Raw genomic sequence first — 25,660 nt, 5'->3', positions numbered from 1 at the left:
ACCGGGCCATCGGCGAGGCGCTGGACGAGGGCGACCGCCGTACCTGGCACCTCGCCCTCGCCGCGACCGGCCCCGACGCCACAACGTCATCCCACAGGCGCAAACGGGATTCGTCGCTCCAGCTCATATCGCGCGCGGCCGCCGCGCACTACGTTGGAGGACGTGTCCACTGTCATCAAGACGGACGGCCTCACCAAGAGGTTCCCCCGGGTCACCGCGCTCGACCGGCTCACCGTGGAGGTGCAGCCCGGGGTGGTCGGCCTGGTGGGGGCGAACGGAGCGGGCAAGTCCACACTCATCAAGATCCTGCTCGGGCTCTCCCCGGCGACCTCCGGCACCGGTCAGGTGCTCGGGCTGGACATCGCCACCGAGGGCCCGGCCATCCGTGAGCGGGTCGGCTACATGCCGGAGCACGACTGCCTGCCCCCCGACGTCTCGGCGACCGAGTTCGTCGTCCACATGGCCCGGATGGCAGGTCTCCCGGCGGCCGCCGCCCGCGAGCGCACCGCCGACACCCTGCGGCACGTCGGACTGTACGAGGAGCGCTACCGGCCGATGGGCGGCTACTCGACCGGTATGAAGCAGCGGGTGAAACTCGCCCAGGCACTCGTCCACGACCCGCAGTTGGTCCTGCTGGACGAGCCGACCAACGGCCTGGACCCGGTCGGCCGCGACGACATGCTGGCGCTGATCCGCCGGGTTCACAGCGACTTCGGGATCTCCGTCCTGGTCACCACCCACCTGCTGGGAGAGCTGGAGCGCACCTGCGACCACCTGGTCGTCATCGACGGCGGTCGCCTGCTGCGCTCCTCGTCCACGGCGTCCTTCACCGAGGTCACCCAGCTGCTCGCGGTCGAGGTCACCGACCACCCGACGGACCTCGGCTTCGACGCCGACGAGGCCGTCCGGGCCCGGCTCACCGAGGCGGGGCTGACGGTCGCGCCGGACGGCTCCAGGATCCTGCTGGTCGAGATAAGGGACGACGAGACCTACGACACGGTCCGCGACACCGTCGCCGACCTGGGACTCGGCCTGGTCCGGCTGGAGCAGCGCCGGCACCGGGTCGCCGAGATCTTCGCCGACGACGCCCGAAGCGGCGACGCCCGAAGCGACGACACCCGAACGGACCACGCCGACGCTGCCCGAACCGACGACGCCCGAACCGACGCGGCAGGAGGTGCCCACGATGTCGCTGCCCCCTGAGGCCGTGCCCGGCCGGACGGCCGCCGCCGACAGCGGCGTGATCCACGACATCGGCTACCGCTCGTACCGCGGCCCGCGCCTGGGCCGCTCGTACGCCACCCGTTCGCTCTTCGTGCAGAGCCTGCGGGCCGCGTACGGGCTCGGGCGCTCGGGCAAGTCCAAGGTGCTGCCGATGCTGGTGCTCGGTGTCCTGGCGGTGCCCGCAGTGGTGATCGTCGCCGTGGCGATCCTGCAGCACGGCAAGCAGCTGCCGCTGGACTACCCGCAGTACCTGGCCAGTTTCTCGATCTTCATCGAGATCTTCCTGGCCGCCCAGGCACCGGTGCTGATGTCCCGTGACCTGCGCTACCAGACGGTGCCGCTGTACTTCTCGCGGCCGATCACCCGGGGCGACTACGTCCGGGCCAAGTTCGGCTCGATGGTCGCGGCGATGCTGATCCTGATGGCGGTGCCGCTGGTGGTGCTCTACCTCGGCGCGGTCCTCGGCGGACTGCCGCTCGGCCACAACACCGGCCACTTCCTCTACGGACTGGTGGCCGCCGTGCTGTACGCGGTGCTGTTCTCCGCGCTGGGCCTGCTGATCGCCGCGAGCACCCCGCGCCGGGGCTTCGGCGTCGCCGCGATCATGGGTGTGCTGGCGGTCAGCTCGATCATCGCGGGCATCGTCTTCGGCCTGTCGGGCGGGATGCGTGCCGAGGTGCCGGGCTCCGCGCACTGGTCCTCGATGCTCTCCCCGTCGATGCTGGTGGACGGCCTGGTCAACCAGGTCTTCGGCCTGGCCGGCGACTCGCGCGCGACACACGCCCCGGGCGCACTCGGGGTGGCGGTCTTCGCCGCCGAGATCGCCGTACTGGTGCTCGGTTCCTACTGGCTGATGCTCAGCCGCTACCGGAAGATCTGAGAGGGCGTCGGCGTGGCTGTCATCACCATCGACAAGGTCTCCCGCTGGTTCGGCAACGTCGTCGCGGTCAACGACGTGTCCATGAGCATCGGCCCGGGCATCACCGGCCTGCTCGGGCCGAACGGTGCGGGCAAGTCCACCCTCATCCACATGATGAGCGGCTTCCTCGCCCCGTCCGCCGGGGCCGTCACGCTGGACGGCGAGGCGGTCTGGCGCAACCAGCAGGTGTACCGGAAGATCGGCCTGGTCCCCGAACGCGAGTCGATGTACGACTACCTGACCGGCTGGGAGTTCGTGCTCGCCAACGCCGAGCTGCACGGCCTGCCCGACCCGGGCGCGGCGGCGAAGCGGGCCCTGGCCCTGGTCGAGATGGAGTACGCCCAGGAACGCCGCACCGGCACGTACTCCAAGGGCATGAAGCAGCGCGTCAAGATGGCCTCCGCCCTGGTGCACGACCCGTCGGTGCTGCTGCTCGACGAGCCGTTCAACGGCATGGACCCGCGCCAGCGCCTGCACCTGATGGAACTGCTGCGCCGCTTCGGCGAGGACGGCCGGACGGTGCTGTTCTCCTCGCACATCCTGGAGGAGGTCGAGCAGCTCGCCCGCCACATCGAGGTGGTGGTGGCCGGACGGCACGCCGCCTCCGGTGACTTCCGCAGGATCCGGCGGCTGATGACCGACCGGCCGCACCGCTACCTGGTCCGCTCCAGCGACGACCGGCGGCTGGCCGCCGCGCTGATCGCCGACGGCTCCACGGCCGGGATCGAACTCGACTGGCAGGAGCGCGCGTTGCGCATCCAGGCGATCAACTTCCAGGGCTTCACCACCCTGCTGCCCAAGGTCGCCAAGGAGGCCGGCATCCGGCTCTACACCGTCTCCCCGGCCGACGAGTCGCTGGAGAGCGTCTTCTCCTACCTCGTCGCGTCCTGACCCCGCGTTCCACTGGAAGGGCTGGAACCCATGAACCGGACCGTAGCCAGGCTGACCGTACGCGGCTTGCTGGGCCGCCGCCGAGGCGTCCTGCTGCTGGCCGTCCCGGTGCTGCTGCTGGCGGTCTCAGTGGCCGCGCGGAGCTCGGGAGCCGACCGGCACGACCTGGCCGTCAGCATCCTCGGCACGCTCTCGCTCGGCACCCTGGTGCCGATCCTGGGCCTGGTGGTCGGAACGGGCGTGATCGCGACCGAGATCGACGACGGCTCGATCGTCTACCTGCTGGCCAAACCGCTGCCCCGCTGGAAGATCATCACCACCAAGCTGGCCGTGGCGATCGCCACCACCTGGGTGTTCGCCGCCGTCCCGACCCTGCTGGCGGGCCTGATCATCTACGGCACCAAGGACGGCCTGGCCCTCGCCTTCACCCTGGGCACGCTGGTCTCCGGCGCCGCCTACAGCGCGGTCTTCCTGCTGCTCGGCGTGGTCACCCGGCACGCGGTGATCGCCGGCCTGGCGTACGCGCTGGTCTGGGAGAGCCTGGTCGGCAACTTCGTCAGCGGCGCCAAGACCCTCAGCATCCAGCAGTGGGGCCTCTCGGTGGCCAAGGCGTTCGCCGCCGACGGCGCGCTGAGCGCCCCGGTCGCCCTCGGTGCGGCGATCCCGCTGCTGATCGTGATCACCATCGCGGCCACCGCCTTCGCCTCGGTGAAGCTGGCCGGCCTCACTCTCGCGGGCGAGGAGTAGGACCGGAACGGGCGGGCGAACGGCAAGGCCGCCCGCCCGCCCGGGAGCGGCGAGGCGTCACCGCTGGGCCAGGTGCTCCCCGAGGCGGTCGAGGCTGGAGTTGAGGCCCGCCAGGGCCTCCGGGGAGCGGTACATCGGCGGGACGCCGGTCTGGTGGATCACGACCTCCGTCCGGTCCCCGTCGAGGTCGGCCAGCCGGATGCTGCCCACCAAGGTCGACCCCTCCTGGGCGAAGGTGAGCAGCTCGAGCTCCTTGACCTCCTGGAAGACGCCCTTCATCGGGTACCGGTCCCCGGTCGCGTCGACGACCATGGTGCTGTCGAACCGGCCGCCGGCCCACGGCTCGATGGTGACGGTGTCCAGCGGCACGCTCGTCCCGGCCGGCCCCCAGAAGCGGACGAACTGCTCGGGCTGGACGTACGCCGCGAACACCGCCGCACGGGGCGCGGCGAACTCACGGGTGATGGTGACCTCGCCGAGCTCGTTCGCGTCAGTCATGTCGTTCTCCCACTCTTGGCTCTGCTGTCTGCTTTCACCTGGGTAGACCGGGCGGCGGTGGGAAACTCATCGCTCCGGGGAGAACTTTTTTTCCGGGCCTCCGGAATCCTTCCCCAGGCCCGGAACCCGCCTCAGAGCGTGCGGTCGCGTCCAGCGCCGAAGCCTGCCACGGCGACGACCGCGGCGAGGCACAGCAGCAGGACCAGCGTCAGGTTCCAGCCGCCGGTCGCCTGGTGCAGCGCACCGGCACCGACCGGTCCGACGGCGGCGACCAGATAGCCGATCGCCTGGCTCATCCCGCCCAGCTGGGCGGCGCCCGCCGCGCTGCCGGTCCGCAGCACGATGAAGGCCAGCCCGAGACCGAGCGAACCGCCCTGGGCGACACCGAGCACCGCGGCCGAGACCCAGGCACCGGAGACCGGGGCGAGCAGCAGGCCGGTGATCCCCAGCCCGTTGAGCACCGCCATCGAGACGGCCAGCGCGCGCTGGTTGGTCATCCGGCCGGCCGCCAGCGGTACCAGGAAGGCGCCCGCGACCTGCACCAGGTTGCTGAAGGCGAAGACCAGGCCGGCCTCGCTCCGGTCCATGCCGTGGTCGGCCAGGATGGTCGGCATCCAGGCGACCAGGGTGTAGACCATCAGCGAGGAGATGCCCATGAACAGGCTGATCTGCCAGGCCAGCGGTGAGCGCCAGATCCCCTCGATCGGCTTGCCCGTCGGTGCGGCGGCCACCGCCGCCCGTTCCTGACGGGAGCGCAGCACCTGCGGCAGCCAGGCGAGGGCCGCGATCAGCGCGAGCAGCGACCAGGCACCGAGCGAGCCCGCCCAGCCGCCGATCGCCTTCTCCAACGGCACCGAGGAACCGGCCGCCAGGGTGGCGCCGATCAGCATGGTGGTCGAGTAGGCACCGGTCATGGTCGCGGCTCGGTCCGGGAACTCGCGCTTCACCAGGCCGGGCATCGAGACGTTGAGCACGGCGATCGCGACACCGATCACCACGCAGCCCGCGTACAGCGCGGCCACCGAGGGCAGCACCCGCAGCAGCACTCCGGCGCCCAGCACCAGTACCGCGCCGAGCACCACCCGCTCGGCGCCGAAGCGCCGGGTCAGCCGGGGGGTCAGCGGCGCGCCGACGCCCTGGAAGAGCACCGGAACGGTGGTGATCAGCCCGCTCACGGTCGAGGACAGCCCGAAGGTCCGCTGGATCTCGCCGACCATCGGGGAGACGGCGGCCAGGCAGGCGCGCATGTTGAGCGCGACCAGCACGATGCCGAGCAGCAGCAGCGCGGGGTGGGCGAGCTTGGTGCGAGTGCGGACTACTGGGATGGCGACCGGCTGCTGGGTGCGGGTGACCGACATGGCGGGCTTTCTCTCCGGGCAGGGACCGATGGGGTCCGGGCAGGACTGGCGTCCGGGCAGGACGAACTGGAGGCAGGACGGGCTGAGAGCAGGGGGACTGGAGGCGGTACGGACGGGCGCCGGGGCCGGCGAGGTCAGTCGTGTTCGTACCGGACGGCGGGTCGTACCGGGTGCTACTTCCGCGCGGCGATGGTGGCGAGCAGCTGCTCCACGGCGGCCGTCGGCTCCGCGAGCAGCTCGCGACATGCGGCCTCGGCGCGCTCCGGGTCACCGCTCTCGATCGCGTCCACCAGCGCCTCGTGGGTCGCGACGACCACCTCGGGCATCTCGTGGTCGCCGAAGGCCGTCCGCATCGACTCGTGCACCGAGGCGCCGAAGTAGCGGTACACCTCGGTGAGCGCGGGGTTGTGCGCGGCCTCCACCACGGCGGTGTGGAACTCCAGGTCGTGCTCGACCGTGGCCTCCCGGCCGGCCCGCTCCGGGTGCGAGGCGATCACCTCGGCCTCCCGGGCCAGCGCGGCGCGCATCCGGGTGATGTCCTCGGGCGTGTGCCGCAGTGCGGCCAGCCGCGCCGCCTCGGTCTCCAGCGCGGCGCGGACCTCCAGGACGTCCCGTACGCCGGAGCGCTGCACACCGCGCAGCACGGCGGCCGGGTCGCTGGTGGAGCGGACGAACGTCCCCTCGCCCTGGCGCGACACCAGCATTCCGGCGTGCACCAGCACCCGGATCGCCTCGCGCACGGTGTTCCGTCCGACCTGCAGCCGCTCGGCCAGCTCGTGCTCGGTCGGGATCTTCCCGCCGACCGGCCAGGTGCCCGCGCTCAGCTGCTCCCGCAGCTGCTCGATCGTGGCGTCGACGAGCGAGCGCCGTCCGGCGGCCTGCAGACCGTCGTTGCTTGCAGTCGCCATGCCGGGCTCCCTCCGGGTCGATCGGGTGATCGTGAAACACCTTGCCCGGTCATCCTACAAGTAGTTGTCCGGTTGTCCTACAACTGGGGAGCTGGTTGTCCTACAACTGATCGGCTGATCGTTCTCCAGTCCACTGTCTGATCATGGGATGGCCGCCGGTGGCCCCAGGGAGTCCACGTGGACCGGCCGTGCTCGGAAGTCGCCCGTTATGTGAGGGATCAGGCAATCCGGAGCCCGGGCAGTGACTTCATCATGTGGCCTTTATATGCTCCGCTGAAGCTTCTGCGTATATCTGTGCGAGAGCTGCGTACCATCCGGGGCGGTGGTACGGCACGTTCGGCGGTCGTCGGGCGTTGCTCCTGCACACGGCGGGTCTGCTGTGTGCTGTGTTCCTGCCGTCTGGTGAAGGGTGTGGGTATGTCAGGCCAGCGGGCGGGAGCGTCCGGCCACGACGCCGAGTGGTGGCGGGACGGAGGGGCCCAGGGCGGTTCGCGGCTCGGTACGGACGCTCCGCGCGGTGTGCCCGGGCCGCGTCGCGGGGCCGGGGCCGCGGATGCGCCGAGGCTCGGAGGCCGGGCGGCAGCCCGTCGCGGCAACGGCGGCGGCGATGACGGAGACGGCGGTGGCCGCGGCGGCCGGGGAGCGGGCCGCGGCGGCGGGCCGCGCGGCAAGCAGAAGCGCAGCAAGAAGAAGATCGTCGCCTGGGTGGCGGCCTCCTCGCTGGTCCTGCTGGTGGCCGGCGCGGGCGCGCTCTACCTGAAGCTCAACGGCAACCTCAGCACCTTCGGCCAGGACGGCGTCAGCAAGGACCGCCCGGAGGCGGGTGCCGCCGACGCCAACGGCAACCGCCCGGTCAACGTGCTGCTGATCGGTTCCGACTCGCGCGGCGGTAGCAACAAGGACCTCGGCGGCGGCGGCGACGCGGGTGCGCGCTCGGACACCACGATCCTGTTGCACATCTACGCCGACCACAAGCACGCCGTGGGCATATCGTTCCCGCGCGACGCCCTGGTCACCCGCCCCGCCTGCAAGCTGCCGAACGGCAAGTGGACCAAGGAGGAGAACAACGTCATGTTCAACTCCGCGTTCGCCGTGGGCGACACCGACAAGGGCAATCCGGCCTGCACCCAGAACACCGTGGAGAAGCTGACCAACCTGCGGGTCGACCACACCATGGTGGTCGATTTCGAGGGCTTCGCCGCGATGACCAGTGCCATCGGGGGCGTCACGGTCTGTCTGCCGAACGCCATCTACGAGGGCGACCTGGACCCGAACCTCGGCCACAAGGGCAAGCAGATCTTCGCGAAGGGCGAGCAGACGGTCGAGGGCCAGCAGGCACTGGACTACGTCCGGCTGCGGCACGGCGTCGGCGACGGCTCCGACATCGGCCGGATGAAGCGCCAGCAGGCGTTCCTCTCCGCCCTGATCAAGGACGTCAAGGGCAAGGGCATGAGTCCGACCAACCTGCTCCCGCTGGCGGACGCCGCGACCAAGTCGCTGACGGTCGACGAGGGCCTGGGGACGGCGGACAAGCTGCTCTCCTTCGCGCTCTCGCTGAAGGCCATCGACCTGCACGACATCAAGTTCATCACCGCCCCCTGGAAGTACGAGGGCGCCCGGGTCGCCCTGGTCCACCCTGATGCCGAGGAGCTCTTCGCCGCGCTCAAGGCCGACCGCACGCTGGACGGCCAGGACGCGAGCGGCGGGGCGAGCGCGAGCCCGTCGGCCGATGCCTCCACGGCCCCCGCCTCGGACGGTGGCCAGAGCACGGCCGCGCCCGCCTCGGTGGACGGCGCCGGCATCCGGGTCGGCATCTACAACGGCACCACCACCTCGGGCCTGGCCAACGCCGCGGAGACCAGGCTGAAGGACGCCAAGTTCACCGTCACCACCAAGACCAACGCGGCCACCCGGGACCACGCCACCACCTCGGTCCAGTACGGCCCCGGTGACAAGGCCAAGGCGCAGACCGTCGCCTCGGTCTTCCCCGGCGCCACGCTGGAGCCGGTCTCCAGGGCGGGCATCAACGTGGTCCTCGGCAAGGACTTCGCGGCGGCCGGCGGCTCGGGCGCGGGCGGTGCCTCCAGCGGGTCGAGCGCGGCCCCGGGCCCGCTGCCGACCAGCGTCAGCAACGGCGCCCGTTCGGCCGACGACGACCCGTGCAGCAACGTCTCGTACGGCTGACCGGCGGCTGAACACGACGACGGTGCCCCTCCCGGATCCGGGAGGGGCACCGTCGTAAGCCGTCAGGCGGCCAAGCCGCAGAGCCGTCAGGCCGCCAACCGGTTCGGCCACCGGCGGACGGCCCCGGCAGACGCTCTCAGCAGGCGGCCGGGAAGAGTCGTTCCAGGACGACCGCGACGCCGTCCTCGTCGTTGCCGGCGGTGACCTCGTCGGCCACCGCCAGCAGCTGCTCGTGGGCGCCCGCCATGGCCACGCCGTGTGCGGCCCAGGCGAACATCGGGATGTCGTTGGGCATGTCGCCGAAGGCGATGGTCTCCCGGGACTTCACGCCGAGCCGGTTGGCGGCGACCGCCAGGCCGGTGGCCTTGCTCAGGCCGACCGGCAGCAGTTCGACTATCCCCTCCCCGGCCATGGTGACGCCGACCAGGCCGCCCGCCGCCTGCTGGGCGATCTGCGCCAGTTCGTCGTCGTCGTGGTCCGGGTGCTGGATGTAGAGCTTGCTGATCGGCGCGGTGAGCAGCTCGGAGGCGTCCACCCGGGCGATCGGCAGGTCGCTGCCGATCTGCAGTTCGTAGCCGGGACCGGCCAGTACGGCACCGTCCAGGCCGTCCTGGCTCGCGGCCACCGCGAGCGGGCCGACCTCGGCCTCGATCTTGGCCAGCGCCAGCTCGGCGAGCCTGCGGTCCAGGGTGAGCGAGGTGAGCAGCCGGTGCTCACCCGCGTGGTAGACCTGGGCGCCCTGCCCGCAGACGGCGATGCCGGTGTAGCCGATCGCGTCGAAGACCGGACGGGCCCAGTTGGCCGAGCGGCCGGTGACGATGATGTGCAGCGCTCCGGCGGTGACGGTGGCCGCCAGCGCGGCGCGGGTGCGCTCCGAGACGGTCTCCGCCGAGTTCAGCAGGGTGCCGTCCAGGTCGGTGGCGACCAGCCGGAAGGGCAGGTCGCCACCGGGGGAGACGTCAGGTCGGTGGCTCGCGGTGCTCATCTGCCGTACGTCTCCCCGGGGTTACTGCGGTCGTGCGGTAGTTGCTCCCCAACTACCGCGCGATGGTGCTTACTTGACGGGCTCCAGCACGGCGCGGCCGCCGAGGAACGGGCGGAGCGCCTCGGGGACGGCGACCGAGCCGTCGGCCTGCTGGTGGTTCTCCAGGATCGCCACGATCACGCGCGGTACGGCGACCAGGGTGCCGTTCAGCGTGGCCAGCGGGCGGACCTTGCTGCCCTCCTCGCGCAGTCGGATCGACAGGCGGCGGGCCTGGTACTCGGTGGTGTTCGAGGTGGAGGTGACCTCGCGGTACTTGCCCTGGGTCGGGATCCAGGCCTCGATGTCGAACTTGCGTGCGGCCGAGGAGCCGAGGTCGCCGGAGGCGACGTCGATCACCCGGTAGGGGAGTTCGAGCGCGGTGAGGAAGTCCTTCTCCCACTGGAGCAGGCGGCGGTGCTCGGCCTCGGCGTCCTCCGGCGTGGTGTAGACGAACATCTCCACCTTCTCGAACTGGTGGACGCGGATGATGCCGCGGGTGTCCTTGCCGTAGGTGCCCGCCTCGCGGCGGAAGCAGGAGGAGAAGCCGGCGTAGCGCAGCGGCAGCCGGTCGGCGTCGATGATCTCGTCCATGTGGTAAGCGGCCAGCGGGACCTCGCTGGTGCCGACCAGGTACCGGTCCTCGTCGGGGAGGTGGTAGACGTTCTCCGCGGCCTGGCCGAGGAATCCGGTGCCGTCCATGGCGGCCGGGCGGACCAGGGCCGGGGTGATCATCGGGATGAAGCCGGCTTCGGTGGCCTGCGCCATCGCCATGTTGACCAGGGCGAGCTCCAGCAGCGCGCCGACGCCGGTCAGGTAGTAGGAGCGGGCGCCGGCGACCTTGGCGCCGCGCTCGGTGTCGATCGCGCCGAGGATCTGCCCCAGCTCGACGTGGTCCTTGGGCTCGAAGCCTTCGGCCGCGAAGTCGCGCGGGGTGCCGATCTCCTCGAGGGTGACGAAGTCCTCCTCGCCGCCGACCGGGGCGGCCGGGTCGATCAGGTTTGCGAGCGAGCGGAGCAGGCGGTCGGCCTCCTCCTTGGCCTCGGTCTGCTCGGCGTCGGCGGCCTTGACCGCTGCGGCCAGCTCCTTGGTGCGCTGGAGCAGCGCGGCCTTCTCCTCGCCCTGGGCCTTGGCGACCTGCTTGCCGAGCACCTTCTGCTCGTTGCGCAGTTCGTCGAAGCGACTGCCCGAGGCCCGGCGCCGCTCGTCGGCGGAGAGGAGGGCGTCGACCAGGCCGACGTCCTCGCCACGGGCGCGCTGCGAGGCGCGCACTCGGTCAGGGTCCTCACGAAGCAGGCGAAGGTCAATCACGAGGCCAGCCTACCGGGGAGGGGAGCGCTCCCAGGAACCGGTTTTGCCGCGTCGCGGCGGCCGGCGGGCTGGCCGGGTGTCAGGCCGGGCGCGGCGGGTGCCGGTTTTGCCGCCGGCCCGGTTGTCCGGGATGCCGCCCGGGCCCCGACGGCGGCCGGTGCCCGGGTGTGGCCCGATGGGGCCGAGGGCGGTGGACCGACCTGGGGATAAGTCCCCCCGCCCTGTGGATAACCACTGTGGACAGGAGGCGCGGAGACGGTCCTGGAGGCGCTGTCCACAGGTTCTCCGGCAAGCCTGTGGACAGGCAGGCGGTGCAGGCTCTCGCGAAAATGAACCGAAGAATTGAGGTTTCAAACCTCGATTCACCTTCTCGGCCGAGGCAATTCGCTCGCTCGGGCGGGTGATTTGATGGCTCTAGGGTGACTCTGGTCTGATTAGTCGTTCCTGCTGGCTAGCTGATGATCTGACCAGCTCTGTAGATGGATATGCCGGTTTGTCGATTCATCCCCAGCCCTGTGGATAACTGTGGATAACTCGGCAGTCACCCGATCTGTGGATGAACGGTCGGGCCTGTGGATGAGCCGGGTCCACCGACACTCCGGAGTCGACGCCGGGCGACCGCTCGGGTGAACCGTCCATGTATCGGAGAAAGACGTAATTTGACCGAACAGCACCGAATCGTTCCGCGCTGTTCATGAAAACGACCACTGGTGATCGGTGTGCACGGCGCACACCGAGTGGATCGCCCGGACGGGTCAGAGTTCGCCGCGTCCGTCGAGGCAGCGCGAGAGCCAGTCCGAGGCCGTGCTGAAATCCTCGTCCCGGGTGCCGGGCCGCTGCGGCGTCGGGGTGCTGTGGTCGGCGCGCGGATACGAGCCGAGGAACCGCACCTGCGGGCAGATCCGCTTCAGGCCCATCAGCGCCTCGCTCACCCGCCGCTCGCTGAGGTGGCCCTCGCAGTCGATCAGGAAGCAGTAGTTCCCCAGGCCCTCGCCGGTCGGCCGCGACTCGATGCGCATCAGGTTCACCCCGCGCACCGCGAACTCCTGCAGCAGCTCCAGCAGCGCACCCGGGTGGTCGTCCGGCAGCCAGACCACCATCGAGGTCTTGTCCGCGCCGGTCGGCGAGGAGACCCGTCCGGGGCGGCCGACCAGCACGAAGCGGGTGGTCGCGTTCTCCGCGTCGTGGATGTCGTCGACCAGGACGTCCAGTCCGTAGATCGGGGCCGCGAACGCGCCCGCGAAGGCGCCGTCGTGACGGCCCTCCTGCACCAGCCGGGCGCCGTCTGCATTGGAGGCGGCCGACTCCCAGCGGGCGTCCGGCAGGTTGGCGGCGAGCCAGCGGCGCACCTGCGGCTGGGCGACCGGGTGGCTGGTGACGGTCTTGATGTCCGTCAGCTCGGTGCCGGGACGGACCAGCAGCGCGAACGCGATCGGCAGCAGCACCTCGCGGTAGATCATCAGCGGCTTGCCGGTGGCCAGTTCGTCGCTGGTCGCGGTCACCGCACCCTCGACCGAGTTCTCCACCGGGACGAAGGCCCCGGCCGCCTCCCCGGCCCGGACGGCGTCCAGCACGGCCGGCACCGAGGCGAGCGGCACCAGTTCCCGGGTACCCGCCTCGGGCAGGGTGCGCAGGGCGGCCTCGGTGAAGGTGCCCGCGGGCCCGAGATAGGTGTAGCGGGTGGCCGACATGACGCCTCCGTGCGAAATGCGAAAGGGGTGTGCGCGATCGTGCTCGACCTGTCACCTTAGCCACTCGGGACGGCCGTCGGCGAAGCCTTCCACTCCGTGAACGGCCGCCCCGCGAGGAGAACGGGGCCCCGAGGGCAGGGCCCGGCAGTCCGCCTGTCCTCCCGGGAACTCGCCCCGGGAGGGCTCACCCCTCCAGCAGGGCCTGGCCGACGTAGCCGCCTTGCGGGGCGCCCGGCGGGACGGCATAAAGGCCGCTGGCCTCGTGCCGAAGGAAGCGGGAGAGGCTGTCCCCCCGGGCGAGCCGGCGCTGCACGGGGATGAAGCCGTGCGCCGGGTCGGCCTGGAAGGCGATGAACAGCAGCCCGGCGTCCAGCGAACCGTCCGGGAGCAGCCCGTCCTGGAACGAGAACCCCCGGCGGAGCATGGCCGCCCCGCCGTTGGACGCGGGTGCGGCGACCCGGATGTGCGCGTCGACGGGTATTGCGAGCAGTCCGTCGCCGTTCTGCTTCGCCAGATCGACGGGGGTGGACTCGGTGCCGCCGGAGAGCGGTGCGCCGTCCACCTTGCGGCGGCCGATCACCCGCTCCTGGCGGTCCGTCGGCAGGTTCTCCCAGTTGTCCAGCAGCATGCGGATCCGCCGGAAGACCACGTAGGAGCCGCCCGCCAGCCAACCGGGGCCGTCGGCGAAGACCTTGGCGGCGAAGTCGGGGTCGGCGGGACGGGGATTGTTGGTGCCGTCCACCTGGCCCATCAGGTTGCGCGGGGTCCTGGGGCGGTCGGTGGCACCCGGTGTGCGGCTGAAGCCGGACATCTGCCAGCGGAGTGTCGCCAACCCGGAGGCCTGCTGCTGGAGGACCCGCAGCGCGTGGAAGGCGACCAGTGCGTCGTCCGCGCCGATCTGCACCCAGAGGTCGCCGTCGCTGCGGGAGCGGTCGATGGTGTCCTCCGGGAAGTCCGGCAGTGGGGCGAGCTGCGGCGGGCGCTGCGAGGCCAGGCCGGTCTTGTCGAAGAGCGGGGCGCCGAACCCGAAGGTGACGGTCAGCGTGCAGGGGCCTGCGTCCAGCGCGATCTGGTTCTCGTGCGCCCCGGCCTGCTCCCCGCGCGCCAGCAGCGCGGCGGTCTCGGACCAGCCCTTCATCAGCCGGCGCAGCCCGTCCCGGCCGGTGCCCGGCGTCAGGTCGAACGCGGCCAGCTGGGCGCGCGCCTGCGCGGGCTGGACGATCCCGGCCTGGTGCGCCCCGTGGAAGGGCACGGACGCCTGGCCGAGCGCCGGGGCGCCGTCGCTCCGGCTCCCGTCGCGCGGCGCGGCGACGGCCCAGCCGCCGACCGCGCCCGCGCCGGCGCCGACCGCGAGCCCGGCCCCCGCGTTGCCCAGCAGGGCGCGGCGGGTCAGGCCCGCGGCGGCGGGCGCCGCCGTCTCCGGTGCCTCGGACCGCTCCGATGTCTGCTCGGTCATCACATTCACCCGATCTTGAGCGACTTGACCTCGGTCGACTGGTCGATGTCCGAGGAGCGGACCGTCACCGACACCACCCAGTCGCCGGCGAGCGGGAGTTGAGCCGTCCCGGACCAGCGGCCCGGCCCGTCGGAGTTGAGGGACGCGGGCAGCGGCCCGAGGTCCCGGTCGGGCAGGGTGAAGGCCAGCTGCAGCTCGGGCACCTCGGCGGGCTTGCCCGAGGAGTCGTCCAGGCTGAGCTTCACCGTGTTGGACCCGGTCGCGGCGGGGTTGAGGACCACCGTGGCGGTGCCCTTGGCGTTGGGGGTCCTGCCACCGGTGTCGTACGGGATCTTCAGCTCGACGGTCTTCGCGGGGGCGGTGCCCGGAGCACTGCCGGTCGCGGTCGCCGCCGGGCCGCCGCCGGTGGCGGCCCGGGCGACCCGTCCGGGCGGGGAGTTGGTGAGCATGGTGGTGACCACCAGAACGACCACCGCGACGGCGCTCTCGGTCAGCACCGAGCGGCGCAGCCCGGCACGGGCCGGCGGGCCGTCCTGGGCCCGTTGCACCATGGCCGTCTGCCGGGCAGCCCGCTGTCGGGCCAGCTGCGCCTGCCGCACGGGGTCGGCGGCCTCGGGCCCGCCCTGGGCGGCGTTCTCGATGGCGTCCTCGGCGGTGTCCTCGGCCCCGGTGCTCGTGGGCACCTCGACGGAAGCGGTCACACGGGCAGCGCCCTCGCCGGCGGCCTCGGCACCCTCAACACCTTCGGCGGCCGATCCCGCCCGGAGCCGGGTGACCCAGGCGCGGGAGATCCAGGCGACGCCGACCATCGCGACCACGCAGCCGATCTTCACCAGCAGCAGCCGCCCGTACTCGGTGCCGAGCAGTGCGCTCCAGGAGCCGACGCCGCGCCAGGACTGGTAGACGCCGGTGGCGGCGAGGACCGAGACGGCGCCGAGGGCGAGCTTGGAGAAGCGTTCCACGGCGGTGACCGCGAGGCCGGCCCGCAGTCCGGCGGCCAGGGCGACCAGCCCGCCCAGCCAGAGCGCCACCGCCAGCAGGTGCAGGATCCCCAGCGGCAGGGCCAGCCAGACCTGGATGCCCGCGGAGGCGTGGTCGGCGCCAGCCCAGGTGGCGGCGAGCGCGGTGGCGAGGACGACTCCGGCGATGCCGAGGCCGAGTCGGGCGTCCCGCTGCGGACGTTCGGCGGCCAGCCGTTCCAGGCGGCGCAGCTCGTCCTCCTCGAGGTCGCCGGTGCTCTCGGCGGTCTCCTCGCGGCCGCCGGTGTCCTCCACGGAGTCCGCGGAGCCGTCGGACTGCCCCAACTGCCCCACCAGCAGCGAGAGGAACACCCCGCCCGCCGCGAGCAGCAGCAGTCGCGCGGAGAGCGCGGTGCCGATCCGCTCCTCCAGCGTGCTGCGCACCAGCGAGAGGTCGAAGGCCACGCCGATGCCGCTGCCGCGCTCGTACGGGGCGCGCAGCAGCAGGACGGCCACGGTGGCGACCAGTAGCCCGATCCAGCCGGTCATCAGCAGCCGCTGCACCGAGCGCACGGCCGCGCCCCTGGGCCAGCAGATCAGTACGAAGGCGGCCGCCCCGGCGAGCAGGGCGAAGGAGGCGTAGGCGACGGTCCGGGCGAGTCCGTAGCAGAAGGCGACCGTGCCGTCGGCCTTGGCGCTCTGGAGCTGGCCGGTGGAGACCGTGGTGGCGGAGGGGGCGCCGATGGAGAAGGTGAAGGCGCCGCCGACGGGGTGCGAGTCCTCCGAGACGGCTCGCCAGGCGACGGTGTAAGTGCCGTTCGCCAGGCCGCTGTTGAGCGAGACCCGGGCGGTGTCGTTCTTCCCGTCCAGGTGGCTCGGGTTGCCGGCGTCGACCTGCTGCCCGGTCGGGCTGAGCACCCGGACCGAGTCGGCGGAGAGCGAGACGCCCTCGCTGAAGGTCAGCGTCACCGCGGTGGGGGCCTGCGGGACAACCGAGTTCTGGGCGGGGTCGGTGCTGACCAGTGCGGCGTGGGCGGCGGCCGGTCCGGCCGTGCCGAGCAGCAGCACCAGTGCGGCACCGAGCGCCGCCACCAGGGCGCCGAGTCTCTTCAACATGTCGCGGTCAGCTTCCCGGTCGGTAGGTGAGGGGTTTGACCGGCACCTGGACGGAGATCTTGTCGCCCTTGGCGAAGGTCAGGTCGAGTTCGAGCTCGTCGCCGACGGCCGGGGTCTTCTCCCAGCCCATGATCATGAGGTGGTTGCCGCCCCGGTCGAGCGAGAGCGTGCCGTGGGCGGGCACGTCGAGGGCGCCGACCTCCCGCATGGTGCTGTCGGTGGAGCGGTGCATGGTCACCGAGCTGGCGTCCGGGCTGGAAACCTTGATCAGCTGGTCGTCGGCCGAGCCGGTGTTGTTGACGGTCAGGTAGCCCGCGGCCATGCCGCCGGGGGTGGCGGGGAGCGGGATGTAGGAGTCGGCGACGGTGAGCCGGGGCTGTCGGCCGTCCGCGCCGCCGTCACCGCCGGTGCCGCACGCGACGAGTACGGTCGCGGCGGTGAGGACGGTGGCCACGCCGGCGCCGATCAGCGCGGTCCGGCGGAACTGCCTGCTCATGCGGCCGCCTCCGCTCGCCCGATGAGGGTGGTCACGCGGGCACCCCCTTGGCCAGCAGCGGCAGGTCGTGCTTGTAGGTGTCGACCGAGCTGTTGCTCAGGTAGAGCAGGTGGGCCTTGTTGTCCGGGGGCAGGAAGGCGAGCACCTGGGCGCCGTGGCTGGAGGTGACGGTGCCGTCCTTGTTGACGATCGGGTCCTCGACCATGACGCCGAGGGTCTGGGCGGCGGCCTTGACCTTGTTCAGGTCGCCGGTGAGCCCGATGAAGTCCTTGCCCATCGAGTCCAGCCAGGTGCGCAGCACCTTGGGGGTGTCGCGCTCGGGGTCGGTGGAGACGAAGACCACGTCGATCTTCTTCCGGTCCGCTTCGGGCAGCGAGGCCATCGCGACGCCGATGTCGCCCATGGTGGTCGGGCAGACGTCGGGGCAGCTGGTGTAGCCGAAGAACAGCAGCGTGGGGTGCCCGTCGGTCTGCTTGCGCAGGTCGAAGGGCTGGCCGGAGGTGTCGTCGAGGACCAGGTCGGGCTTCTGGAACTGCTTGGCCAGCACGCTGCCCTTGTACGGGGAGTTGCTGGTCTGCTGGACGACCTTCGCGGCGCCGGCGCCGTCGCCGTCGCCGCTGCCGGCGCTGGAGCCGCAGGCGCTCAGGGCGAGGGCGGCGGCGAGTGCGAGGGCGGTGGCGCCGAGTGCGCGGCGCCCGGCGCGCGGGGCGCCGGTGGAGGTGGTCGCGGTGGCGGTACGTGGCATGGCGGTGGGTCCGATCGTTCGCGTGGTGCTGCCGGGTGGGGGCCGCGATGGGCGCGGCCCCCACCCGGCCGGTCTCAGGAGGCGGAGCCGTTGCTCCTGCGGCGCAGGCCCGCGACACCGAGGCCGGCGCCGAGCGCGCCGACGACGATGCCGGCCACGCCGAGCGTACGGGCGGTGGTGTCGCTGGACTTGGCCGCGGTCTGCTTGTCGCCCTGGGCGTCCTGCGAGGAGCCGGCGGCCGCCGAGGGGGTGGCGGCCGCCGAAGGGGCGCCGCCGTGGTGGTCGCCGGCAGCGGCGGCGGCCTTGGTGAGGGTCAGTACGGGGGCCGGGTGGGCCGGCTCGGGCTGGCCGTCCTTGGCCTCGTCGATCCAGCGGACGATGTCGCCGTTGTCGTAGGTCTGGAGTGCCTTGAAGGTCAGCTTGTCGGTGTCGGTCGGCAGGGCGCCGAGCGAGACCTTGAACTCCTGGAACTGGCCGGGTGCGATCTTGGCGCTGTCGTCGGCGGTCCAGGTGATCTTGGAAACGGCCTCGGTGATGTCTTGGCCGTGCGACTTCAGAGGCTTGTCGAGCTTGGACTTCTCCAGGGTGGCGGTCCAGCCCGGCAGCGGCAGGATCCGGACCGAGGCCATCGGATGGTCCATCGGCAGGTTGACCTCCAGCTTCACGGTGGAGGCGGTGTCGCTCTCGTCCGGCACCCGGAACGCGACGGCGGTGTAGCCGCCCTGCTGGGCGTCGCCCGGCTGCACGGTGACGTGGGCGGAGGCGGGGACGGCGAAGGCGACCACGGCGGTGGCGGCGGCAGCGGAGACGGCGGCGAGCCGGCGGGCGGGAGTCATGCGCATCGGGATGTTCTCCAACGGCGAGGGGCACACGTGCGGGCCGCGGTGGCGGCGCACGTGGCGGGGCGATGGGGGGGACGGTGCCGTGACGCCGCGGTGGCGTACGGCCGCGCCGCCGGTGACGTACCGAGCTCGTACGGTCCGAAGGCCCGGGCGCCAGGGACGACACCGGCCGGACTCGTACCGCTGCGTGGGACGCGGCGGCGCGCGGACGCGCCCGGAGCTCCCCGATCACCCGCAGCCGAAGCTGCCGGAAGGGGAGGAGGGCTCAGCGCGCGAAGGCCGCCACCGGCGGACCCCGCCGGATCACGCTGTGCCGCAGCGCGGCGGCGGTCGGCAGCCGCCAGTCCTCAGCCCGGCCACGGGCCCGCCGGGCCGGCCGCCCCTCGGAGGCACTGCCCAGCAGCAGCGTCGCGAGCAGCGCGAACGCGGTCCGCAGCCCGACGGCGCACTGCTGCGCCGCGGCGGCCGTCACCCGGAGCAGCCGCCACAGCGCGGCCTCGCCGCGCCGCAGCCACCAGCCCGCCACCACGGCGGCGGCGAGGTGGCCCAGCAGCATCGAGGGCGTCAGCCCGAGCAGCGCGTCGTGCGGCGCTGCTGCCGGGTACGCCTGTGGGTCGAGGCCCGCGGCGCTGACCAACTGCTCGGGCGAGGCCGCCGGGAGGACGGCGAACCCGGCGCGGCCGGAGTCGTCGCAGACCAGCCGTCCGGCCACCTGCGCCAGCGTGAGCGGGCCGTCCTGGCCGGTGCCGGTGTGCATACCGGCCATCGCGGGGTGCGGGGAGAGGCTGTGGAAGAGGCAGTGCAGCCCCAGCTGCCCGGCGCCGAGCGCACCGGCGATGGCGGCCAGCGACCGCTCACGGCCGCCGAGCAGCACCGCCACCAGGCAGACCGCGGCGAAGCCGGCCGCGAGCGCGGGCAGGGCGACGTGCCCGCCGCCCACCACGGCGTGTCCGGCGGCCGCGATCAGCGTGCAGACCAGCGCGAACGGGACCGCCCGGGCCACCCGCAGGTCCCAGGCGGCGGCCGGGGCCCGGAATTCCGGGGCGGCGGCGCCTGTGCGCGGGGCGGCGTGGCGGTCGGTCATGGCCGGCACATCATCTCACCGCCTACAACCACGGCCCAGGGAGGGGGGCGCCGCTGTATCGGATTGGCCCGTTCGGGCCCGGCGCGCGCGTCGCGCAGTGCGCCGCCCGGCACAGGCTGCTGCCCCCGTCCATCCGCCGAACGGGCGGTCCCGGACGCGGCGCATGGTTCGCCGTGGGATCGTCCGGAGATACCTCGTTCTATGTGGAGCCGCAGCCTATGTGGAGCCGTAGCCAGGAGGGACCTCCCGTGGACATCTGGTGGACTCTGCACCTCAAGCGCGACCCGGCCAGCGTTCCGCTCGCCCGACGCATCCTGCTCAGCGCGATGGAGACCACCGGGGTCGATCCGCAGGTCGCGCACGACCTCGGGGTGGCCCTCACCGAGGCCTGCGCCAACGCGGTCGAGCACGCGGTGGGCGGCCGGCCCGACGACGGCTTCCAGGTGACCGCCTCGATCACCGGGGACAGGCTCCGGGTCGAGGTGGTGGACTCGGGTCCCGGACTGCCGGGCTCGGCCCCGCCGCTCGCGCTGCCGCCCGCACCGCCGGTGCCCGCGCTGCCCGCCGCCTCCGGCACGGCGGCGGCCCCGGTGTCGCCGCTCGGGGCGGCCACACCACGGCGTACGGGGGTGTCGGCCGCCAGGCCCGTCCGTCCGGCCACCGGACGCCGGCGCGGCCGCCGGGGCCGAGCGGTCCTCGCGGTGCCGGTGCTGACCGCGTACCGTCCCCGGCACACCGACCGCCCCGCGCCGTACGACACCCATGTCCTGCCCTGCCCCTCGCTCCGCCCGTCGGCCACCGCGCTGTGGGACGCCGGCCTCGCCGACCTGGGCGGGGCGAGCGTGCTGTCGGAGTGCGTGGGGCCCGACCTGCCGGCACTCGACGCGGAGAGCGGCCGCGGGCTCTTCCTGATCCACGCGCTCACCGACCACGTCCAGCTGCGGAACCATCCGCTGCGCGGGGCGATCGTCAGCTTCGACAAGATCCTCAAGCGCCGGGACGGTTCGCTGCTGCGCGCGGTCTCCTGAGTTCCCCGGCGCCCTCACCGGTGACCCGCCAGGGCCATTGCGGCGGACAAGTCCGTTGGCGCGGTGGGTGGTTGGGGTGATGAAGGCGGACCCGACGCGGGTGCGGCGGGGGCGCCGCCAACTGCCGGGGTGATCCGGCGGGTGGGGCGGCACGCCGGCGACAACGGCGGTGCGGCGGTCTGCTGTCCGGGGTGGACCGGCATCACAGCGTCCTCGGCGCACCGGCCGGGGGAACCCTGGAGCGCAGGCGGTGGCCGGAGGAATCCCGGTGGCCCGCGGGCGTCGCGGCGCGGGCCCGCGGGCCCCGGCGCCGTAGCGTGGAGTCATGGAGCCACCGATCCCGCTGGTGCCCGCGGCAGCCGCCCTGCGCGCCGGTGATCAGGGCCCGGCCGTCGAGGTCGAGCGGCTGTGCAGCCGCATCGAGCGGACCGATTCGGTCGTCCGGGCCTTCACCCCCGAACCCGGCCGGCACGCGCGGCTGACCGCCGAGGCCCGAGAGGTCGAGGCTCGCTACCGGCGGACCGACGCGGCCTGGGCATGCGCCGGACGGACCGAGCCGCCCAGCCTGTACGGGGTGCCGGTCGGGGTCAAGGACGTGATCCAGGTGGACGGCCTGCCCACCCATGCCGGGTCCGCGCTGCCGCCGGGCGTGCTCAGCGGGCCGCAGGCCGAGGTGGTGGACCGGCTGCGGGCGGTGGGCGCGCTGGTGGCGGGCAAGACCGTGACCGCCGAGTTCGCGATCGACGCGCCCGGGCCGACCCGGAATCCGCACAATCCCGGGCACACGCCCGGCGGCTCCAGCAGTGGTTCGGCGGCAGCGGTCGCCGCGGGCCTGGTGCCGCTGGCCATCGGCACCCAGACCATGGGGTCGGTGATCCGCCCGGCAGCGTACTGCGGGGTGGTGGGCTTCCGGCCGACGTACGGGCGGATTCCGACCGACGGGGTGCTCGCCGGCGCGCCGACCCTGGACACCATCGGCACCTTCACCACCGACCTGGCGGGCGCGGCGCTCGCGGCGTCCGTCCTGTGCGACGACTGGTCGCCGGTCGCGGGGGACGGACCGCCCGCGCTCGGGGTCCCGGTGGGCCCGTACCTGGAACACGCCGGGCCGCTCGCCCGGGCGGCCTTCGCCCGGCAGCTGGACACGCTGCGTGGGTGCGGTCTGCCGGTCCGCGAGGTTTCGGTGCTGCTGCCCGACTTCGACGACGTGGTGCGGACCTTCCGGACCATCAGCGGCTATGAGCTGGCCCGGGTGCACGCCGAGCTGTTCCCCCGCTTCGCGGCGCTGTACCGGCCCGGGACGGCGGCCGCGATCCGGCGCGGCCGGGAGATCGACGGGGTGGCGTACGCGGCGGCGCTCCAGGCCAGGAGCTCCTACCGGCGCCGGATCGCGGACGTCATGGTGGCGCAGGGCGTTGACCTGTGGGTGACCCCGGCGGCGACCGGGCCGGCACCGCTGGGGCTGGGCAGCACGGGGGACGCGGTCATGTCGCTGCCGTGGAGCCACGCGGGCCTGCCCGCGGTCACGCTGCCGGCGGGCCGTGCGCCCGGCGGGCTGCCGCTGGGGGTGCAACTGGTCGGCGCGGAGAGCGCGGACGAACAGCTGATCGCCTGGGCGTCGCAGATCGAGCTGGTGTTCGGCGGGGCGCCCGGCGTTGCGCCGCCGCGGTAGCGCCAGGCGTGCCCTCGCGCCGTGCCCCTACGGCGGCCCCGGGGGTACGCCGTAGGGGCACGGCCGCCGCGTGGTGGACCCGTCCGGGGCGCGGTCGGCCACGCCGAGCCCGCGCCCCGCCGACGGGCGCTGCTCAGCCGCCGCTCTTGCGCCGGAAGGTGCGCTTGCCGCCGGCCGCCGAGTGGGAGCCGTGGATCTTCGATCCTTCGGGGCCCGGACCGCCGACGCCGCCGCGGCCGCCGTGCTTGTGCTGGAGGGCGGCACGGAACTTCGCCTTCAGGTCGTCCGGGTCGCCCTGGCCGTCCGGCGCGGCCTCCGGTGCCTGCGGCTCGACGGGTTCGGCTGCGTCGCTGCTCATGCGTGACCTCCTGGACGAGAGCTGATGTGCAGGGCTCACCATCCCACGTCGAACGCCGTCGGCGTCCCACATTTTCCCACCGGGGCAGGTCACTGGCGGGGCGGCCGGAACTTCGGCCCGCCGATCAGGAACAGCAGCGCGGCGGCCGGGAAGCCGATCGAGGCGATCACGAGGACGATGAACTGAAGGACCATCACGGCGGGCTCCAGAGAACTCGGTGAAAGCGCGGTGAGTGCCCACCGGCAGCCAGCACCGACGGTATGTCCGAATTCATCCCTTTGTCATCCGCTGCCCCGGCCCGTGCCCCCTTCGAGGGATCATCAGCGGACCTCTGTCCGACTCCGCGTCGGCCCGCCACACTGGGCGGCATGCAGGTAGAGCTCGCTGGGGAACCGCAGGAGCCGGGCCGGCAGACCGAGGACTTCGCGGCCGCCTCGCCCGAAGCACTGGTACTGCTCGACGGCTCGAGTTCACCGGCCGGGATGGAGTCCGGCTGCCGGCACGGAACCGCCTGGTACGTACGCCGCCTGGGGGTACATCTGCTGGCCCGGCTCACCGATCGGTCGGACCGGTCGATCTCCGAGTGCCTGGCCGACGCGATCGTGGAGACGGCTGCCCTGCACGGCGGGCGCTGCGACCTGGCCCACCCGAACACCCCGGCCGCGATGGTGGTCGCCGCCCGTTTGCACGGCAAATCGCTGGAGTACCTGGTGCTCGGCGACTCGCTGCTGATCCTGCACCCCAAGGACGGTCCGCCCCGGGTGATCGGCGACAACCAGCGCTTCCCCGGCGGCGAGCAGCTGCGGCGCCAGGTCTGGGCGACCGTCCCGGGCTCGGCCGAACGGGAGGCCCTGCACCTGCGGTACGCACTGGCCCTCCGCGCCGCCCGGAACACCGGCCACGGCCCGTGGATCGCCGCCGCCACCCCCAAGGCCGCGGCCCGGGCGGAGACCGGGTTCGTCCCGCTGTCCGCACTGCACGCGGTGGCCGCCGTGACCGACGGCGCCTCGCGGTTCACCGAGCGGTTCGGGCTCGGCAGCTGGTCGGACGCGCTGCGGCTGCTCGCCGAGTCGGGGCCGGCCGAGCTGATCGCCCAGGTCAGGGTGGTGGAGCGGGCCGACGCCAGGTGTGAGCGCTGGCCCCGGGGCAAGGCCCACGACGACGCCTCGGCGCTCTACGCCAGGATCTGACGGCGGATCGCGGCGGTGGCGCAGCCGAATGTCCGTCACCGGTCGTCCCCGCGCGGTCCCCGGCCCGACGGCGTGTCCGCACCGTCCGGAACGGCGTCGGGGGCCGGACGGTGCGGTCCGGGCCCCCGAGTGCGGGGTCAGTCGGTCGGCTGGCCGAAGGCGCCGGACTGGAAGTCCCGCATGGCCTGCTCCAACTCGCGGTGGCTGTTCATCACGAACGGCCCGTACCAGGCGACCGGCTCGCGGATCGGCTGCCCGCCCAGGATGATCACGTCCAGGTTGGGGTGCCGGGACTCCTGCCTGGCGTCGGCGGAGACGGTGAGGGTGTCGCCCTCGCCGAAGACCGCCGCCTGCCCGGTGCGGATCGGGCGGGCCTGGTCGCCCACCGTGCCGTCGCCGTTCAGGACGTACGCCAGCGCGTTGAAGTCGCTGCGCCAGGGGATGGTGAGCCTGGCGCCCGGGGTGACGGTGGCGTGCAGCAGGGTGATCGGGGTGTGGGTGACGCCTGGGCCCCGGTGGCCGTCCAGCTCGCCGGCGATCAGGCGCAGGATCGCGCCGCCGTCCGGGGTGGAGAGCAGCTTGACGTGCCCGCCGTGGATGTCCTGGTAACGCGGTGCGGTCATCTTGTCGGCGGCCGGGAGGTTGACCCACAGCTGGATGCCGTGGAACAGCCCGCCGGTCATCACCAACTGCTCGGGCGGGGTCTCGATGTGCAGGATGCCCGAGCCGGCCGTCATCCACTGGGTGTCACCGCCGCCGAGGTGCCCGCCGCCGCCGTGCGAGTCCTTGTGGATGAACTCGCCGTCGATCAGGTAGGTGACCGTCTCGAAGCCGCGGTGCGGGTGCCACGGGGTGCCCTTGGGCTCGCCCGCCGCGTACTCCACCTCACCCATCTGGTCCATCATGATGAACGGGTCGAGGTACTTGGTGTTGATCTTGGCGAAGGCGCGGCGCACCGGGAAGCCCTCGCCCTCGTGGCCCTCGGGGGCGGTGACCACCGTGAGGACCGGACGGGCGGTGTTCGCGGCGGGATCCGGGGTGGCGACGCGGGGGAGGGTCAGCGGGTTCTCGACGGTCACGGCGGGCATGTGGGCCTCCTTCGGGGTCTGTGGCCTACGTTCAGCAGATTAGTTCAATGCTCAACTAGAAGCAAGTTGAAAGTTGAACCATGTGGTCGGGGTGATGCCCCGCTCGGGTGTGCGCGACCGGCCGGGTGCCGCCGGGTGTCGCGTGCTGCCGCGGGGGCGTGGCGGGCCCGCCGGGGGTGTCAGCCGTACATCCGCCGCATGGTGAAGTCGACCATCTGCTCGACCGCCTTGGCGTCGAAGACCATCCGGTGCTCGCCCTCCATGTCGAGGGCGAAGCCGTACCCGGTCGGCAGCAGGTCGAGCACCTCGGCGCCGGTCACGCTGAAGTGCTTGGACTCCTTGCCCGCGTAGCGGCGCAGCTCCTTGAGCGAGCTGAACATCGGGATCACCGGGGTCGGCGTGTTGTGCAGGGCCAGGAAGCCGGGGCGGTCGCCGCGCGGGCAGTGCACCTTGGAGGTGATGAAGATGGCCTGGAAGTCCTCGACCGTCATCGAGCCGGTGGTGAAGGCCCGGACGGCGTCCGCGAGTGAGGGTGGCGAGGGCTCCGGGTAGAACGACTGCTGGGACGCGGTCTGCTGCTCTCCGTACGGGCCGGGGCCGGGCATGCCGTTCATCCCCGCCTGCTGCTGGTAGGGGTCGCCCTGGTAGGTGCTCTGGTCGTAGCCGTACACGGGGACAGGCTATCGGGATCAAGGGCCTCCGTGGGGCGGCCGATCCGGACAACTCGTGGTGCCATCGGGTTGTGGGGTGCGGCCCGGAAGCGACGTGACCACCTTCATAGGACTTTCGCATCGGAAGGGTGCGACAGGGGCTTGAACAAGTTACCAACGGGTAGCATCATGGGCTCTACTGGTGGGTAAGTGGGGCGCTCGTA

The 25,660-nt window shown here is 72.6% G+C and carries 23 protein-coding genes; 8 read left to right on the top strand and 15 right to left on the bottom strand.

Annotation, left to right across the window (positions count from 1 at the left end; all coding sequences use genetic code 11):
* Nucleotides 1-162 precede the first annotated feature (162 nt).
* The 4 genes from ACWDAK_RS20460 to ACWDAK_RS20445 are packed head-to-tail and all read left to right on the top strand — an operon-like array spanning nucleotide 163 to nucleotide 3,781.
* Nucleotides 163-1,203, top strand: a complete 1,041-nt coding sequence (locus tag ACWDAK_RS20460) for an ABC transporter ATP-binding protein (protein WP_427395559.1) — start codon at nucleotides 163-165, stop codon at nucleotides 1,201-1,203.
* Nucleotides 1,187-2,104 carry an ABC transporter permease gene (locus ACWDAK_RS20455; RefSeq protein ID WP_344637386.1) on the top strand — a complete coding sequence of 306 codons (918 nt, stop codon included), beginning with the start codon at nucleotides 1,187-1,189 and terminating at the stop codon, nucleotides 2,102-2,104. The genes ACWDAK_RS20460 and ACWDAK_RS20455 overlap by 17 nt, the downstream gene beginning before the upstream one ends.
* Nucleotides 2,105-2,116: 12 nt before the next feature.
* Nucleotides 2,117-3,034: an ABC transporter ATP-binding protein gene (locus tag ACWDAK_RS20450; protein ID WP_344637385.1), complete on the top strand. Its 918-nt coding sequence runs from the start codon at nucleotides 2,117-2,119 to the stop codon at nucleotides 3,032-3,034.
* Between the two features lie 30 nt (nucleotides 3,035-3,064).
* The gene (locus tag ACWDAK_RS20445; RefSeq protein ID WP_344637384.1) at nucleotides 3,065-3,781 is read left to right on the top strand and encodes an ABC transporter permease; all 717 of its coding nucleotides are present in this window, start codon (nucleotides 3,065-3,067) and stop codon (nucleotides 3,779-3,781) included.
* 57 nt (nucleotides 3,782-3,838) lie between these two features.
* On the opposite strand, the gene ACWDAK_RS20440 is transcribed toward ACWDAK_RS20445, so the two are convergent.
* The 3 genes from ACWDAK_RS20440 to ACWDAK_RS20430 form a co-directional block, all read right to left on the bottom strand.
* Nucleotides 3,839-4,279 carry an SRPBCC family protein gene (locus ACWDAK_RS20440; RefSeq protein WP_427395560.1) on the bottom strand — a complete coding sequence of 147 codons (441 nt, stop codon included), beginning with the start codon at nucleotides 4,277-4,279 and terminating at the stop codon, nucleotides 3,839-3,841.
* A 131-nt stretch (nucleotides 4,280-4,410) separates the two neighbouring features.
* On the bottom strand, nucleotides 4,411-5,637 hold the full coding sequence (locus ACWDAK_RS20435) for a CynX/NimT family MFS transporter (protein WP_344637382.1): 1,227 nt from the start codon (nucleotides 5,635-5,637) through the stop codon (nucleotides 4,411-4,413).
* Between the two features lie 173 nt (nucleotides 5,638-5,810).
* The gene (locus tag ACWDAK_RS20430; protein ID WP_344637381.1) at nucleotides 5,811-6,545 is read right to left on the bottom strand and encodes a FadR/GntR family transcriptional regulator; all 735 of its coding nucleotides are present in this window, start codon (nucleotides 6,543-6,545) and stop codon (nucleotides 5,811-5,813) included.
* Nucleotides 6,546-6,962: 417 nt separating this feature from the next.
* Between ACWDAK_RS20430 and ACWDAK_RS20425 the strand changes: the two genes are divergently transcribed.
* Nucleotides 6,963-8,729, top strand: coding sequence for an LCP family protein (locus tag ACWDAK_RS20425; RefSeq protein ID WP_344637380.1), 1,767 nt, complete (start codon nucleotides 6,963-6,965; stop codon nucleotides 8,727-8,729).
* A 136-nt stretch (nucleotides 8,730-8,865) separates the two neighbouring features.
* Here the strand turns inward: ACWDAK_RS20425 and ACWDAK_RS20420 are convergent, their stop codons facing one another.
* The 9 genes from ACWDAK_RS20420 to ACWDAK_RS20380 all read right to left on the bottom strand — a co-directional run bounded on the left by ACWDAK_RS20420 (nucleotide 8,866) and on the right by ACWDAK_RS20380 (nucleotide 19,450).
* Nucleotides 8,866-9,714: an HAD family hydrolase gene (locus ACWDAK_RS20420; RefSeq protein WP_344637379.1), complete on the bottom strand. Its 849-nt coding sequence runs from the start codon at nucleotides 9,712-9,714 to the stop codon at nucleotides 8,866-8,868.
* A gap of 69 nt (nucleotides 9,715-9,783) precedes the next feature.
* Nucleotides 9,784-11,061, bottom strand: coding sequence for a serine--tRNA ligase (serS, locus tag ACWDAK_RS20415; RefSeq protein ID WP_344637378.1), 1,278 nt, complete (start codon nucleotides 11,059-11,061; stop codon nucleotides 9,784-9,786).
* A 755-nt stretch (nucleotides 11,062-11,816) separates the two neighbouring features.
* The gene (gene pheA / locus ACWDAK_RS20410; RefSeq protein ID WP_344637377.1) at nucleotides 11,817-12,752 is read right to left on the bottom strand and encodes a prephenate dehydratase; all 936 of its coding nucleotides are present in this window, start codon (nucleotides 12,750-12,752) and stop codon (nucleotides 11,817-11,819) included.
* Between the two features lie 184 nt (nucleotides 12,753-12,936).
* Nucleotides 12,937-14,208: an iron uptake transporter deferrochelatase/peroxidase subunit gene (gene efeB, locus ACWDAK_RS20405; protein ID WP_427394315.1), complete on the bottom strand. Its 1,272-nt coding sequence runs from the start codon at nucleotides 14,206-14,208 to the stop codon at nucleotides 12,937-12,939.
* Between the two features lie 5 nt (nucleotides 14,209-14,213).
* Complete coding sequence (locus ACWDAK_RS20400; protein WP_427394316.1) at nucleotides 14,214-16,283, bottom strand: copper resistance CopC/CopD family protein; 2,070 nt, start codon at nucleotides 16,281-16,283, stop codon at nucleotides 14,214-14,216.
* A gap of 7 nt (nucleotides 16,284-16,290) precedes the next feature.
* Nucleotides 16,291-16,779, bottom strand: coding sequence for a copper chaperone PCu(A)C (locus ACWDAK_RS20395; protein ID WP_427394317.1), 489 nt, complete (start codon nucleotides 16,777-16,779; stop codon nucleotides 16,291-16,293).
* Nucleotides 16,780-16,810: 31 nt separating this feature from the next.
* Complete coding sequence (locus ACWDAK_RS20390; protein ID WP_344637373.1) at nucleotides 16,811-17,524, bottom strand: SCO family protein; 714 nt, start codon at nucleotides 17,522-17,524, stop codon at nucleotides 16,811-16,813.
* Between the two features lie 74 nt (nucleotides 17,525-17,598).
* Nucleotides 17,599-18,366, bottom strand: a complete 768-nt coding sequence (locus ACWDAK_RS20385) for a YcnI family copper-binding membrane protein (protein WP_427394318.1) — start codon at nucleotides 18,364-18,366, stop codon at nucleotides 17,599-17,601.
* Nucleotides 18,367-18,631: 265 nt separating this feature from the next.
* Nucleotides 18,632-19,450: a hypothetical protein gene (locus tag ACWDAK_RS20380; RefSeq protein ID WP_344637371.1), complete on the bottom strand. Its 819-nt coding sequence runs from the start codon at nucleotides 19,448-19,450 to the stop codon at nucleotides 18,632-18,634.
* A gap of 248 nt (nucleotides 19,451-19,698) precedes the next feature.
* Here ACWDAK_RS20380 and ACWDAK_RS20375 point away from each other — a divergent pair, with 248 nt between their 5' ends.
* Nucleotides 19,699-20,478: an ATP-binding protein gene (locus ACWDAK_RS20375; RefSeq protein ID WP_425557648.1), complete on the top strand. Its 780-nt coding sequence runs from the start codon at nucleotides 19,699-19,701 to the stop codon at nucleotides 20,476-20,478.
* Nucleotides 20,479-20,803: 325 nt separating this feature from the next.
* Nucleotides 20,804-22,150 (top strand): amidase, encoded by a 1,347-nt coding sequence (locus ACWDAK_RS20370; protein WP_427394319.1) that lies wholly within the window; start codon nucleotides 20,804-20,806, stop codon nucleotides 22,148-22,150.
* Nucleotides 22,151-22,283: 133 nt separating this feature from the next.
* On the opposite strand, the gene ACWDAK_RS20365 is transcribed toward ACWDAK_RS20370, so the two are convergent.
* Nucleotides 22,284-22,508, bottom strand: a complete 225-nt coding sequence (locus ACWDAK_RS20365) for a DUF5302 domain-containing protein (RefSeq protein WP_344637369.1) — start codon at nucleotides 22,506-22,508, stop codon at nucleotides 22,284-22,286.
* A gap of 368 nt (nucleotides 22,509-22,876) precedes the next feature.
* On the opposite strand from ACWDAK_RS20365, the gene ACWDAK_RS20360 reads away from it, so the two are divergent.
* Complete coding sequence (locus ACWDAK_RS20360) at nucleotides 22,877-23,698, top strand: integrase (protein WP_427394320.1); 822 nt, start codon at nucleotides 22,877-22,879, stop codon at nucleotides 23,696-23,698.
* Nucleotides 23,699-23,835: 137 nt separating this feature from the next.
* On the opposite strand, the gene ACWDAK_RS20355 is transcribed toward ACWDAK_RS20360, so the two are convergent.
* Entirely contained in the window at nucleotides 23,836-24,786 is a 951-nt protein-coding gene (locus tag ACWDAK_RS20355; protein WP_344637366.1) for a pirin family protein, read from the bottom strand.
* Between the two features lie 179 nt (nucleotides 24,787-24,965).
* Nucleotides 24,966-25,457, bottom strand: a complete 492-nt coding sequence (locus ACWDAK_RS20350; RefSeq protein WP_425557646.1) for an SseB family protein — start codon at nucleotides 25,455-25,457, stop codon at nucleotides 24,966-24,968.
* Between the last annotated feature and the right edge of the window lie 203 nt (nucleotides 25,458-25,660).

The organism is Kitasatospora sp. NPDC001175 (genome assembly GCF_053598215.1).
The sequence above is the reverse complement of the archived record's forward strand: the minus strand, read 5'-3'. Positions and strand labels throughout refer to the sequence as shown.

What these genes read in the sequence shown, in the direction of transcription:
- ACWDAK_RS20390 (WP_344637373.1), bottom strand. Translation starts at nt 17,524, where the DNA reads ATGCCACGTACCGCCACCGCGACCACCTCCACCGGCGCCCCGCGCGCC.
- ACWDAK_RS20370 (WP_427394319.1), top strand. Translation starts at nt 20,804, where the DNA reads ATGGAGCCACCGATCCCGCTGGTGCCCGCGGCAGCCGCCCTGCGCGCC.
- ACWDAK_RS20355 (WP_344637366.1), bottom strand. Translation starts at nt 24,786, where the DNA reads ATGCCCGCCGTGACCGTCGAGAACCCGCTGACCCTCCCCCGCGTCGCC.
- ACWDAK_RS20385 (WP_427394318.1), bottom strand. Translation starts at nt 18,366, where the DNA reads ATGCGCATGACTCCCGCCCGCCGGCTCGCCGCCGTCTCCGCTGCCGCC.
- ACWDAK_RS20420 (WP_344637379.1), bottom strand. Translation starts at nt 9,714, where the DNA reads ATGAGCACCGCGAGCCACCGACCTGACGTCTCCCCCGGTGGCGACCTG.
- ACWDAK_RS20435 (WP_344637382.1), bottom strand. Translation starts at nt 5,637, where the DNA reads ATGTCGGTCACCCGCACCCAGCAGCCGGTCGCCATCCCAGTAGTCCGC.
- pheA (WP_344637377.1), bottom strand. Translation starts at nt 12,752, where the DNA reads ATGTCGGCCACCCGCTACACCTATCTCGGGCCCGCGGGCACCTTCACC.
- ACWDAK_RS20365 (WP_344637369.1), bottom strand. Translation starts at nt 22,508, where the DNA reads ATGAGCAGCGACGCAGCCGAACCCGTCGAGCCGCAGGCACCGGAGGCC.
- ACWDAK_RS20360 (WP_427394320.1), top strand. Translation starts at nt 22,877, where the DNA reads ATGCAGGTAGAGCTCGCTGGGGAACCGCAGGAGCCGGGCCGGCAGACC.
- ACWDAK_RS20425 (WP_344637380.1), top strand. Translation starts at nt 6,963, where the DNA reads ATGTCAGGCCAGCGGGCGGGAGCGTCCGGCCACGACGCCGAGTGGTGG.
- ACWDAK_RS20380 (WP_344637371.1), bottom strand. Translation starts at nt 19,450, where the DNA reads ATGACCGACCGCCACGCCGCCCCGCGCACAGGCGCCGCCGCCCCGGAA.
- ACWDAK_RS20430 (WP_344637381.1), bottom strand. Translation starts at nt 6,545, where the DNA reads ATGGCGACTGCAAGCAACGACGGTCTGCAGGCCGCCGGACGGCGCTCG.
- ACWDAK_RS20400 (WP_427394316.1), bottom strand. Translation starts at nt 16,283, where the DNA reads ATGTTGAAGAGACTCGGCGCCCTGGTGGCGGCGCTCGGTGCCGCACTG.
- ACWDAK_RS20440 (WP_427395560.1), bottom strand. Translation starts at nt 4,279, where the DNA reads ATGACTGACGCGAACGAGCTCGGCGAGGTCACCATCACCCGTGAGTTC.
- ACWDAK_RS20445 (WP_344637384.1), top strand. Translation starts at nt 3,065, where the DNA reads ATGAACCGGACCGTAGCCAGGCTGACCGTACGCGGCTTGCTGGGCCGC.
- ACWDAK_RS20455 (WP_344637386.1), top strand. Translation starts at nt 1,187, where the DNA reads ATGTCGCTGCCCCCTGAGGCCGTGCCCGGCCGGACGGCCGCCGCCGAC.
- ACWDAK_RS20395 (WP_427394317.1), bottom strand. Translation starts at nt 16,779, where the DNA reads ATGAGCAGGCAGTTCCGCCGGACCGCGCTGATCGGCGCCGGCGTGGCC.
- efeB (WP_427394315.1), bottom strand. Translation starts at nt 14,208, where the DNA reads ATGACCGAGCAGACATCGGAGCGGTCCGAGGCACCGGAGACGGCGGCG.